Origin of the sequence: Pigmentiphaga sp. H8 (assembly GCF_003854895.1) — a bacterium.
In the GTDB taxonomy this organism is placed as follows: domain Bacteria; phylum Pseudomonadota; class Gammaproteobacteria; order Burkholderiales; family Burkholderiaceae_B; genus Pigmentiphaga.
In genome coordinates, this window is record NZ_CP033966.1 from 3,549,673 (window position 1) to 3,561,280 (window position 11,608).

General features: G+C 68.6%; 10 protein-coding genes. 5 read left to right on the forward strand and 5 right to left on the reverse strand.

Annotated elements, in window-relative coordinates; translation table 11 throughout:
* Positions 1 to 6: 6 nt before the first annotated feature.
* The 5 genes from EGT29_RS16790 to EGT29_RS16810 all read right to left on the reverse strand — a co-directional run bounded on the left by EGT29_RS16790 (position 7) and on the right by EGT29_RS16810 (position 5,395).
* Positions 7 to 1,191, reverse strand: a complete 1,185-nt coding sequence (locus tag EGT29_RS16790; protein WP_238160030.1) for a Rieske 2Fe-2S domain-containing protein — start codon at positions 1,189 to 1,191, stop codon at positions 7 to 9.
* 2 nt (positions 1,192 to 1,193) lie between these two features.
* The gene (locus tag EGT29_RS16795; RefSeq protein ID WP_161567847.1) at positions 1,194 to 2,057 is read right to left on the reverse strand and encodes a fumarylacetoacetate hydrolase family protein; all 864 of its coding nucleotides are present in this window, start codon (positions 2,055 to 2,057) and stop codon (positions 1,194 to 1,196) included.
* A 122-nt stretch (positions 2,058 to 2,179) separates the two neighbouring features.
* Positions 2,180 to 2,578, reverse strand: a complete 399-nt coding sequence (locus tag EGT29_RS16800) for an MAPEG family protein (protein WP_124690056.1) — start codon at positions 2,576 to 2,578, stop codon at positions 2,180 to 2,182.
* 31 nt (positions 2,579 to 2,609) lie between these two features.
* Positions 2,610 to 4,091 carry a DNA recombination protein RmuC gene (rmuC, locus tag EGT29_RS16805; RefSeq protein ID WP_124690057.1) on the reverse strand — a complete coding sequence of 494 codons (1,482 nt, stop codon included), beginning with the start codon at positions 4,089 to 4,091 and terminating at the stop codon, positions 2,610 to 2,612.
* Between the two features lie 56 nt (positions 4,092 to 4,147).
* Positions 4,148 to 5,395: a citrate synthase gene (locus tag EGT29_RS16810; RefSeq protein WP_161567848.1), complete on the reverse strand. Its 1,248-nt coding sequence runs from the start codon at positions 5,393 to 5,395 to the stop codon at positions 4,148 to 4,150.
* 219 nt (positions 5,396 to 5,614) lie between these two features.
* On the opposite strand from EGT29_RS16810, the gene EGT29_RS16815 reads away from it, so the two are divergent.
* The 5 genes from EGT29_RS16815 to EGT29_RS16830 are packed head-to-tail and all read left to right on the forward strand — an operon-like array spanning position 5,615 to position 11,599.
* Positions 5,615 to 6,730, forward strand: a complete 1,116-nt coding sequence (locus tag EGT29_RS16815) for an amidohydrolase family protein (RefSeq protein ID WP_124690059.1) — start codon at positions 5,615 to 5,617, stop codon at positions 6,728 to 6,730.
* 1 nt (position 6,731) lies between these two features.
* Complete coding sequence (locus EGT29_RS28500; protein WP_161567849.1) at positions 6,732 to 7,787, forward strand: ABC transporter substrate-binding protein; 1,056 nt, start codon at positions 6,732 to 6,734, stop codon at positions 7,785 to 7,787.
* On the forward strand, positions 7,774 to 9,405 hold the full coding sequence (locus EGT29_RS16820; RefSeq protein ID WP_161567850.1) for a gamma-glutamyltransferase family protein: 1,632 nt from the start codon (positions 7,774 to 7,776) through the stop codon (positions 9,403 to 9,405). Before EGT29_RS28500 ends, EGT29_RS16820 begins: the two co-directional genes overlap by 14 nt.
* 24 nt (positions 9,406 to 9,429) lie before the next feature.
* On the forward strand, positions 9,430 to 10,524 hold the full coding sequence (locus tag EGT29_RS16825) for an ABC transporter substrate-binding protein (RefSeq protein ID WP_124690061.1): 1,095 nt from the start codon (positions 9,430 to 9,432) through the stop codon (positions 10,522 to 10,524).
* 1 nt (position 10,525) lies between these two features.
* A complete protein-coding gene (locus EGT29_RS16830; RefSeq protein WP_124690062.1) occupies positions 10,526 to 11,599 on the forward strand; it encodes a cupin domain-containing protein in 1,074 nt (357 codons plus the stop codon).
* Positions 11,600 to 11,608: the final 9 nt, after the last annotated feature.

Genomic DNA, 11,608 nt, shown 5'->3' on the forward strand with positions numbered 1-11,608 from the left:
CCCGACTCAATCGGTTTCTTTCACGTAGCCCATGAGCTTCGATGGCTGGTCGAGCCGCCGCCATTGCTTGGGCGGCTTTCCTGTCTCGACGGCGTCCATTTCGCGCCAGAGGATCTTTCTCAGCATCGAGATGCCGCGGTCCGATGCCCCCAGGCATTCGCTGGCCCGGTCGGCGATGGTTCCCTGGCCGATCAGCGCCACGTAATCCTGGGCGCTGGTCAGGCGCACGAGCGGGTCGTCGGGATAGTGCCCCGCGAACAGTTCGTCGTGATGGTCGGCCGAGTTGTAGTCATCGCATTCGTCGAAGTAGCGCTTCAGGGCTTCGTCCGCTTCCGGCGACGTCGACGGAGCCGCCCGCAGGGAAATCCGTATGGTGTGTTCGTCATCGACGGGCACCATCCAGTTCGTCACTTCCATCCAGGGGTCGCCGGCCTTGACGCCGGGAATGACGACCGTGTTGCCATAGGGAAACGTCCAATCGCTGACGCGGACCTGGGTCTTTTCACCAAGCCTGCGGACGGCGGTCTGGCATATCCCCGCCGAGGTTTCCTCATAGCTGATCTCCGGCACCTCGGCGGGGACGGCTTCGCCGAAGGCGCCCACTTTCCCCATCTGGTGCGCGAAACTCACGTGCACCGCATCCAGGGAATTTTCCGCGACCTGAAGCCAGTTGCACGGCCATATCTCCTTGCGCTGCAACAGGAAAACGCCTTCCTGCTCGCAGGAGCTCCTGCGGACAAGATCGAAATCCGGCGGCGCCCCTTCCCCCATGTACGTGAAAATCACGCCGCAGTATTCCCGGACCGGATAGGCGCCGATCCGCACACTGCCCTCGCTGCCGGGGCGCTCGGCCGGCCGCTCGGTGCATTGGCCGCTGCCATCGTATTTCCAGCCGTGGTACATGCAGCGCACTTGGTCGCCTTCGATCCAGCCGGTGTGCAGCAGCGTGCCCCGATGCGCGCACCGGGCCCCCACCAGATGGACGGTCCCGCCCTGGCCGCGGTAAAGCGTCAGGTCCTCGCTCAACAGGCGGACGCGCTTGGCAGTCCCCGCCGCCACGCTTTTCGAAAGCGCGATGGGGTGCCAGAACTGCCGCAGCACCTTGCCCATGGAGGTGTCGCCCGCGGTTTCCGTCAGGCGCCTCAAGCGCTCCGCCTGCTTGTGCGAACTCTTGCCGTCGATTTTTTCCATGTTCATCCCACCTTTACGCACAGCGGCTCCAGTCCGCTGACCTGGATTTGCAGATCGTCGCCCGTGGCAAGAAAGCGATTGCGCGCGGAACCGACCCCCGCCGGCGTGCCGGTCGCGATGACGTCGCCAGGCAGCAGCGTCATGTAGGACGACAGCGCAACGATGAGTTCCTCGGTGGAGAAGATCATCTCGGTCATGCTCTCGTCCTGCACGACTTCGCCGTTGAGCCGGGTGGAGATCCGCAGGGTGCGTGCGCGCAAGGCGTCGACGATGTCCGGCCCGCAGGCAATGGTCGGGCCCAGGGCGGACGCGCCGTCCAGCCCCTTGGCCGCGGTCCAGTCGGGCCAGGTCTTCGCGTCCGGTCCGAGAGGGCCGAGCGACACCCGGGTCAGGTCGCGCGCCGAGCCGTCGTCCAGCGCACAGACCCCGGCGACGTGATCCAGTGCCGTTTCGAGCGTCGCATCCTTGCAGACGCGGCCGATGACGACACCGATCTCTCCTTCGTAGTCGAACTTCGCCGTCATTCCCGCGTTGGGATTCAAGACTCCGCCGTGCGCGACGAAATTCGAAGGGGCCTTGTAGAAAATGACCGGGCGGATGGGAGGAAGCGTCTTGGCTTCGGCGCCATGTTCCCGGTAGTTGACGGCGACGGCAAAGACCCGGGATGCCCGATCGAGGGGAGGAAGGAGCCGTGCCTCGGCAGCGGACACCCTGCGGGTGGGGCTGCCGGCGCCCGTTTCCAGGATGCGGGGAAGCTCATCGCCCTCGCACACGATATCGACGTAGCCGTCCTTGGGGCAGCCGACGACGACCCTGTCGCCGACGAGATAGCGCCCAACGCTGAAATGCCCGTTTGTCACTGTCATCTTCATTCCACGAATCCATGAACAAGTGCCGCCATCTTGGCACTCGCCGCTTCGAGAGACGACGGACAATGCGAGGCAATTGTCTCCTTTGTTGCTCCTGCGTTCTTTCTCTTTATTCGCTCCTAGCCCCCGACCCGCCCCGCCATCGCCGCCGACACGAACAACCCCAGCACGCACATCATGCTGGCGACGTGCGCGGTCGAACGCAGGGCGGGTTTGTCGCCCAGGTAGCAGCCGATGAACAACAGCCGCGCCGCGACCCACGCCAGCGCCCAGGCGTCGGCCTGGTTCTGCGGGGTACCCGCCAGGTGGGCGATGATCACGGCCGCGGCGAAACCCGGCAGGGTCTCGAACGCGTTCAGGTGCGCGCTCCAGGCGCGCTTGGCGATGCCCTGTATGCGGTTCGGGAAATCGCGCGGATCGCGGTTGTCGCGCAGGGGCCGGGCGCGGTTCCGGGCGATGCCGAAGCAGACGTAGGGCATCAGTATCGCGACGAACACACACCAGAATGCGAGGGTCATGCCGGCCTCCCGGGGTCTGGCCCCGCGTCTCCTAGTTTTCCGCTTCCCCATCGGCCTCGTCGGCCGCGAGGTTGTCGTCCTCGGTCCCCAGCAACTGGCGCGTCTCGCCTTCCGGCAGGGCCTCGACGGTTTTCAGGTTGCGCAGCATGGCGCGGGTGCGCACCTCGGTCTGCCCGATCTTGTTGCTGGCGGTTTCCAGCGTCTTTTTCACGCTGGCCAGCGCATCGCCGAACTTGCCGAACTCCGACTTGACCGCGCCCAGCACTTTCCAGACCTCGGACGAACGCTGCTCGATGGCCAGCGTCCGGAATCCCATCTGCAGGCTGTTCAGCAAGGCGGCCAGAGTGCTGGGGCCGGCCACGTTGATGCGCAGCGCGTGCAGCTTGTCCATCAATCCGGCGCGCCGCAGCACCTCGGCATACAGCCCCTCGGTGGGCAGGAACATGATGGCGAAGTCGGTGGTGTGCGGCGGCGCGATGTACTTGGAACCGATGCGGCGCCCCTCCAGCTCCACGCCGCGCTCGAAGGCCTGCCCGGCGGTACGCACGGCATCGAGGTCGGCGCGCTCCTGCGCGTCCACCAGGCGCTCGTATTCCTCCTTGGGGAACTTGGCGTCGATCGGCAGCCATACCGGCACGGCCTCGTCGCCGCGACCCGGCAGGCGGATGGCGAATTCCACCAGTTCGTCGCTGCCGGGCACCGGCTTGATGTTGCGGGCGTACTGCGCCGGCGTCATGGTCTGCTCGATCAGCATGCCCAGCTGCACTTCGCCCCAGGTTCCGCGCGTCTTCACGTTGGTCAGCACGCGCTTGAGGTCGCCCACCCCGGCCGCCAGCGACTGCATCTCGCCCAGCCCCTTGTGCACGGCCTCCAGCCGGTCGGAGACCAGCTTGAAGGACTCGCCCAGCCGCTGTTCCAGCGTGGCGTGCAGTTTCTCGTCCACGGTGCGGCGCATCTCCTCGAGCTTGACGGAGTTGTCGGCCTGCATGTCCTTGAGGCGCTGCTCCACGGTGGTACGGACCTCGGCCATGCGGCGCTCATTGGCCTCGGTCAGCACGCGCAGTTGTTCCGAGAAACGGTCGGCGAAGCGTTGCAGGGCCTGCGCGCTCTCGTCGCGGTTGGCCGCGGCGTCGCGGGTCAGAGAAATGCGCAGCGCCTCGAAGCGTTCCTGCAATTGCGCCGTCAGCGTGGTCAGGTTCTGGGCGAAGGCATCGAGCTGCTGGTTCAGCACCTGGGCCTGTTGCGCCTGCTGGCCGCCCAGGGCATGCAGGCCCTGGGCCAGCGTCTGGCCCAGTTCGGTGCGCAGTCCGCGTGTGGACTCGGCCAGTTCCGACCGCAGGCCGCGCTGGCTTTCGGTGATGTCGGCCCGCAGCGTGCGCTCCAGGCGCTCCTGCTCGGTCAGGATCTGGTCCAGGCGCGGATCCGCCCCCGGTTTGCGCAGCAGCGCCAACAGTGCGAACAATGCCGCGAGCACGGCAGCGGCGGCGCTGCCCCACAACAGGTATTCGGTCAAGACTCGGCCCCCAAAACCACGGATTTTAGAGGGAAGACGCGGCGGACGGCGCCCGGCTATCCCAGGTAGCGTGCGCGGGGCCTGAGCATCACCCCCGCCATGCGCTGTTCGATGGCATGGGCGATCCACCCGGCCGAGCGCGCCAGCGCATAAAGCGCCCCCGACGAACGGCGCGGCAGGCCCAGGGCATGGCACAGCACGGTCAGCGCCGCCTCGGCGGTGGGCGCCATGCCGGTGCGCGCCTGGACCGCGGCCAGGTACCCGGTCCAGTCCGGCCGGCGTCCGCGCGTGGGCTGCGCGCCCGCCGCCAGGGACAGGAGGGGCGCGACCCGCGGATCGCCCTGGGGGTACATGCGATGGAAGAATCCCGGCGCCCGGCCGCTGGAGCGCAGCGACTCCTCGATGCGCGCCAGGAATCCCGCCTCGTCGGACGCTTCCAGCAACAGGTCCTCGATGCGCCGGTACACCCGCCGGCTGCGCGAATTGCTGTGCACGCTGAGCGCGGCGTTCAGGCAGTGCGGCAGGCTGGCGCCGCTGGAGGCGGCAAGCCGGACGGCCACGGCCTGGGGCGTCAGGTGATGATCCGCCAGCAGTACCAGGGCGGCGTTGACGGCGCGCTCGCGGACCGGGTTCGCCGGCGTGCCGACGGCCCTCAGGATGTGGGCCGCGAGTGTCTCCCCTTCGCGGCCTACGACGAACCCCGCTTCCGGGCCCAGGTAGCCCAGGCAGCCGGCGAACAGGGACAGCGCGGCGCGCGCGTCGGCCAGGGTCGTGCCATGCCGCGTGTCGTGGCGCGAGTCGCCCGCGACCGCGAGCAGCGAAACCGCCGCGCTGAAGTACTGGATGGGCTCCATGGCCCCGTCCAGCTTGCGGAACACGTGCACCGCCAGCGCCGGCAGCGGCTCGGGCGGCCAGGTTTCGGGCTCCTCCGGGCGCACGCCGGTCCACAGCAGCTCGGCCAGGTTCTCGAACCGCTCTCCGCTTGCCGCCAGGTCGACCGCGGCAAATCCCCTGTAGGCCGGCCCCCGCGGCGTGATCTCGGTCACGGCGGTCTGGATGATGGGCTCCGACCAGTGCGGCTGGTGGCTACCCCCCTTCGAGGGTCCGCCTTCGGCCCGCGCGCGGCTGCGCGATCCCATCCGCTCCACGTCCTCGCGCAGGTACATGACCGGACCGTCGTCGCCCTGGCGCTGGCGCCGTATCCACCCCCGGCTGACGTAGGCATAGAGCGTCTGCTTCTTGACACGCAAGGCCTTGGCCGCGTCGTCGGCCGTCATGTAGTGGACCTCGTCGATTCCGGGCATGTCCTGGCTCCTGTTCCCCATGCATTCCGGCGCTGGATATTGATCAATAAATCAACTTCTACCCGCGGAATGGCCTGGTCTATGCTTGGCCAATCATGTTCCATTCGGGCACCCCGTCCAGCAGCATGGATCGGCCTGGGGGACATCATATATTGATTTGAATCACGCTCAAGCAATATTGATCAACATGATATTTCCCTCACCCGGAGCAGGCCTCCCATGATCATCGATACCGATTCCCACGTCATCGAATCCGAAGCGACCTGGGCCCATCTCGATCCCGCCTACCACGCCCGCCGGCCCCTGCCTTTCGCCGCCCCCACGGACACGGGCTTCCAGGACTGGAACACCTTCTGGGTCATCGACCGGAAACTGCGCCATTTCGGCGCCACCCCCATCGCCGGCAACGCCATGGCGGCGCGCAAGACCTTCTCGCCGGGCGTCCAGCAGATCACCGACGTGCCGGCGCGCGTGGCCGCCATGGACAGGATGAAAGTCGGCAAGCAGATCGTCCATCCGTCGTTCGTGCTCTCGACCCTGAGCGAGGATCCCGATCTCGAAGCCGCGCTGATCCGCAGCTACAACACCTTCATGGCCCGCGCCTGCGCCGAGTCGGGCGGACGCATCTTCTTCAATGCCGTCGTGCCGTATCGCCAGCCGGACGTCGCGGTCGAGGAAATCCGCCGCGTGCGCAAGCTGGGCGGCGCGGTCAGCGTCCTGGCCCGCGGCCTGGAGTGGGACCGCCCCATGGACGATCCCCGGCACTACCCCATCTTCGCCGAAGCCGAACGCCAGGGACTGCCCATCGTCGTGCACCTGGGCCTGGGGTCGCCCGCCATGTACGGCATGTTCGACGGCCTGACCCACCCGCCGGCCGAGCGCAAGACCTTCTATCCGCCCTACTCCCGGCGACTGCTCAGCACCCTGACCGTCCAGTACGCCTTCTACAACCTGATGGAAGGCACGCTGCTCGACGATTTCCCGCGCCTGAAATGGGCCTTCCTGGAAGGCGGCGGATGCACCTGGATGGCCGCCGCGCTGCGCACCATCGAACGCGGCGGCAAGGCCAACGCCGCCGACTACTTCGCCAGCGGCCGCATCCACGTCGGCAGCGAACCCGACGACGACATCAACTACGCGGCCTCGGTGCTGGGCGAACAGGCGCTGCTGGTATCGAGCGACATGCCGCACTTCGACGAGGCCGCGCACGACAGCATCGCCGAGGAATACGAGGAACGGGACGACCTGAGCCCCGCGCTGCTGGAGAAGATGTTCCACCAGAACGCCTCGCGCCTGTTCGATTTCGACACGGCGACGGCGGGCGGAGCACGCTGACATGCCCGCCGCCCGGACGCTGTGGTACACGCGCTGCCCGCTGCCGACCGCATCGGGAGTGGCCATCGAACGCGGCCTGCTCGACGCCGCGTTCGCGCCGCTGGGCATCGCCGTGCAATCGCTCAACGCCTCGCTCGACCACCAGGTCCGCGAGGCCCATTTCGATCACGGCCAGCCCGGGCTGTTCCGCCAGGGCGGCATGATCCCGCCGATCTGGAGCCGTGCGCGCGGCGCCGACACCCTCGTCATCGCCACCGGCTGGATCGATGAATACCAGGCGGTGATCGCCCTGCCCGACAGCGGCATCCGCGACGGCGGCGACCTGCGCGGCAGGCGCCTGGGCGTCCCCTGCCGGCCGGGCGAACAGATCGACTACTGGCGGGCGATGTGCCTGCGCGGCTATCACAGCGCGCTCCAGCTTGCCGGCCTGGCGCCCACCGACGTGGAATTCGTCGCGCTGCCCATCCACGAGGGCCAGATTCCCACGGGCGGCGCCTCGCAGCGCGGCTCGCTGTGGCACGGCGCGCCCCGGGCCCGGCGGCAGAGCCGCGAAGCCCTGGCCCTGGCGCGCGGCGAAGTCGACGCCATCTATACCGCCAGCCCGGCCGGCGCGCAGCTGACCGCATTCCTGGGCGCCCAGGTCGTGGTCGACATCGGTGCCGCGCCGTCTCCGGCGCTGCGCAGCAACAACCAGGTGCCCGCGATCCTGACCGTGGATGGACGCCTGGCACGTACCCAACCCGATCTGGTTGTCCGTTACCTGGCGGCCTTGTTCGACGCCGCCGACTGGGCCCGCGCCCAGCCTTCGGGCGCAGCCGCCATTCTGTCCGAGGACGTAGGAACCACGAAGGAATGGCTGGTCGCGGCCCATGGCGACGATGTCGCGGCCAGGCTCGCGCCGGTGCTCGACCCCGCCCATATCCAGGCGGTCGCCGCCCAGAAAGACTTCCTGCTCGGCCTGGGGCTGCTGGAAAAGGACTTTGACCTGCAGGCGTGGATCGCCCCGGAGTTCATCGAGGCGGCCGCCGCGACGCGAGGCTCCCATGCAACTGTCTGAACCCGCTACGTCGGTATCGCCGCCCCGGCCGCTGTCGGCCGCCGGGCGCGGCGTCGTGGCCAGCGCCCATGCGGCGGCCAGCGCGGCCGGCCGGACCATGCTCGAACGCGGCGGCAACGCCATGGACGCCGCCATCGCGATGGCGGCGGCGCTGGGCGTGGCGCAGCCGATGATGAGCGGCCTGGGGGGCGACAGCTTCATCCTCTGGTACGACGCCGCGACGGGCCGGATCACCTCGATCAACGGCGCGGGCCCGGCGCCCGCGGCGGCCGCGGACGACCCGGCGCGCCCCCTGCCCATGCGCGGCCTGGGCTCGGCCTCGGTTCCCGGCGCGGTGGATGCGATGTGCCTGGCCTACGACCGCCATGCCAGCGGCAGGCTGTCCTTCGGCGAGCTGCTGGCGCCCGCGATCGAACTCGCGGAGCGGGGATGCGAGACCCCGCACTTCTGCGCCAGGTTCTTCGCCCTGAACGAAGCGCTCCTGGCGGCCGATCCCGGCGCGCGCCAGGCCTTGTTGATAGACGGACGCGTGCCGCGCGAAGGCGAATCGCTGCGGCAACCCGACCTCGCGCGCACGCTGGAACGCCTGGCCACGCGCGGCCGCGACGATTTCTATGGCGCGGGCCTGGGCGCCCGCCTGGTCGAACTCAGCCGCCAGACAGGCGGTCCCTTCCGCGAATCGGACTTCGACGGTGTGTTCGCCGAGGCCGCCGCGCCGATCCAGGTTCCCTACGGCGACGGATGGGTGCTCAGCAACCCGCCCGTCGCCCAGGGCACCGTCCTGCTGCAGGCCCTGGGCATCCTGGACCGGCTGAATCTCCCCGCGGATGATGGTGCTCTGCGCGCGCATTGCATGATCGAGGCGCTCAAGCATGCCTTTGCCGACCGCAACGACTTCCTGGGGGACCCCCGTTTCACCGAGAATCCGCTGCCTCAACTGCTGGCGGCGCCGCGCCTGGACCGGATCGCCGCCGCCATCGACCGGTCGCGCGCCGCCACGGCGCTGCCGCGCGCCCGCTGGTCGCTCGGCAGCGGCGACACCACCTGCTTCGTGGCGGCCGATGCGCGGGGCAACGTGGCGAGCTACATCACCAGCATCTCGACGCCGTTCGGCGCGGGCGTGGTCGTGCCCGGCACGGGGGTGCTGCTCAACAACCGCGCGGGCCGGGGATTTTCCCCGGACGTCCACTCGCCCAACCATCTCGCTCCCGGCAAGCGCACCATGTCCACGCTGCACGTCTACATGGCCCTGGACAGCCAGCGGCGGCTGGTCATGGCGGGAGGCACTGCCGGCGGCGACGGCCAGCCGCAGTGGAACCTGCAGATCCTCGACGCCGTCCTGAACCGCGGCCTGTCGCTGCGGCAGGCGGTGGACCAGCCGCGCTGGGAACTCTTTCCCGGCAGCGACCCCGCCCATCTCGCGCACCCTTACGAGATCCGCGTCGATCGGCGCCTCGACGCCACGCTGGTCGACCGGCTCCGCGCGCTGGGCCACACGATCAGCGACAAGTCGCTGGGCATGCTGGGAGCGGCGCAGGTACTGGGGATCGCGCCATCCGGGGGTTTCGTCGCCGCTGCCGATCCCCGGGCAGACGGGGCCGCGTACGCGGTCGGTTGACCATTCGCTCGCCTAGGAGCCGCCATGAATACCAGACGCCGTTCTCCTCCCGCCGCCCCCTCGCCCACGCGGCGCCGGCTGGCCGCCCTGTCGGGCCTGGCCTTGGCCACGCTGCCGCCGTGGACGCGCGTGCTTGCCGCTCAGCCGGACAAGGCGCTGCGCAAGGTGCGTGTCGGCATGCTCGACAGCCTGTCCGAGGCACCCGCGCTGATCGCATACGAACAGGGCTACTTCAAGGAAGAAGGGCTGGACGTGGAATTCGTGTCGTTCAGCAACACCGCCGACATGGTGGCCCCCTTGAGCGCCCGCCAGCTCGACGTCGCCTCCGGCGCACCCACGCTGGCGCTGTTCAACGGCGCCCTGCGCGGACTGCCGTTCAAACTGGTCGCCGACAAGGGACGCAACTCTCCCGGCCACGGGTTCAACGCGCTGGTGGTGCGCAAGGATCTGGTCGATTCCGGCCGGGTCAAGGGCATAGGCGACATCAAGGGCATGAAGGTGGCGACGCCGTCGCGCCATTCCCCGATGGAACTGCAACTGGACATGGCGCTGCGCACCGCCGGATTGGGCCTGAACGACGTCGGCTTCGAGCAGCTCGCGTTTCCCAGCATGGTCGCGGCGCTCGCGAACAAGGCGGTGGACGCCGCGCTGATGATAGAGCCGCTGGTCACGGTCGTCTCCCAGCGGCAGATCGGCGCGCGCCTGCTGGGCTTCGACCAGACCTCGCCCGAATTCCAGATCGCCGGCATCATCTATGGCCCCAGCCTGACCCAGGCCGATTCCGACGTCGGCAGGAAATGGATGGTCGCCTACGTGCGCGGCATCCGCGACTACCTCGATTCGCTGGACGGCCGGGGCTCCCGCGACGTGACCGAGCGGGCGCTCAGCCGCCACATCGAAGTCTTCAAGAACCAGGAGCTGTTGAAGAAAGTGGTCTACCCGGGATTCAACCCCGACGGCTACCTCAACCTGCAGACCATCAAGGACAGCATGGCATGGTACGCGGGGCTGGGGCTGCTCAAGACGCAGCCCCGGCTGACCGACCTGGTCGACTACCGCTACCTGGACCATGCCCTGGATCGCCTGGGCCGCAAGGGCCCCAGGCAAGGAGTGAATTGACATGGCCTCCGACAGCCTCGAACAACTGCATGCCGACATGGAACGGGCGCGCCTGGTGCCCACGTGGAAATACGTCTCGCAGTTCGTATCCATGCAGCCTGTCGTCACGTACCGGCCCTTCCTGTGGAAATGGGACCACGTACTTGCCCATCTGATGCGGGCGGGGGATCTCGTGACCCTGGAGCGCGGCGCCGAGCGGCGATCGATGGAACATACGAATCCCGACCTGCGGGCCCAATTCTCGACCTCCCATACCCTGGCCACCGCCCTGCAACTGGTGCGCCCCGGGGAACGCGCGCCCGCCCACCGCCACCAGGCCGGCGCGGTCAGGTTCGCGGCCCGCAGCCACGGCGGCGAGGTGTTCACCTGCGTCCACGGCGAACCGCTGCGCATGGAGGAGAACGACCTCCTGCTCACGCCCTCGGGCACCTGGCATGGGCACAGGAACGACACGGAACACGATATCGTCTGGCTGGATGCGCTGGACTATCCGCTGGTCAACCTGCTGCAGGCAAGCTGGTTCGAACCGGGCGACGACGATTCGGCGCCGCCCCGGCCCGAGGGCTATACGACGGCCCGCTACGGCCATGCCCGGCCGGCGGGCTGGGACGGCGACCCCGATCCCCAGCCCGTCATGCGCTACCGCTGGCTCGACATGCGCGAGTCCCTCGAACGCCTGCGCCGCGAAGACGGCAGCCCCCACGACGGCATCCTGCTGGAGTACGTCAACCCCCGGACCTCCGGCCCCACCCTGCCGACGATGTCCTGCCGCGCCCAACTCCTGAGACCCGCCGAGCACACCCGGGCGCATCGCGCCACGGCCAGTACCGTCCACTACGTGATCGAGGGCGAAGGCAGCAGCATCGTCGATGGCCAGCGCTTCGACTGGGCCCGCGGCGACGTCTTCGTCATTCCGAACTGGGCCTGGCACGAACACGTGAATCCGCACGGCCGCGATGCCATCCTGTTCTGCATCACCGACGAGCCGGTCATGCGGACGCTGGGCATGTACCGCGAACAACCCTATCCCGACCACGACGGCCGCCAGACGGTCGGATCCACCTTCACGCCCTAGGAGACGGTG

Coding starts and splice junctions, on each gene's coding strand:
- EGT29_RS16790 (WP_238160030.1), bottom strand. CDS start 1,191: ATGGAAAAAATCGACGGCAAGAGTTCGCACAAGCAGGCGGAGCGCTTG.
- EGT29_RS16795 (WP_161567847.1), bottom strand. CDS start 2,057: ATGACAGTGACAAACGGGCATTTCAGCGTTGGGCGCTATCTCGTCGGC.
- EGT29_RS16800 (WP_124690056.1), bottom strand. CDS start 2,578: ATGACCCTCGCATTCTGGTGTGTGTTCGTCGCGATACTGATGCCCTAC.
- EGT29_RS16810 (WP_161567848.1), bottom strand. CDS start 5,395: ATGCCCGGAATCGACGAGGTCCACTACATGACGGCCGACGACGCGGCC.
- EGT29_RS16815 (WP_124690059.1), top strand. CDS start 5,615: ATGATCATCGATACCGATTCCCACGTCATCGAATCCGAAGCGACCTGG.
- EGT29_RS28500 (WP_161567849.1), top strand. CDS start 6,732: ATGCCCGCCGCCCGGACGCTGTGGTACACGCGCTGCCCGCTGCCGACC.
- EGT29_RS16820 (WP_161567850.1), top strand. CDS start 7,774: ATGCAACTGTCTGAACCCGCTACGTCGGTATCGCCGCCCCGGCCGCTG.
- EGT29_RS16825 (WP_124690061.1), top strand. CDS start 9,430: ATGAATACCAGACGCCGTTCTCCTCCCGCCGCCCCCTCGCCCACGCGG.
- EGT29_RS16830 (WP_124690062.1), top strand. CDS start 10,526: ATGGCCTCCGACAGCCTCGAACAACTGCATGCCGACATGGAACGGGCG.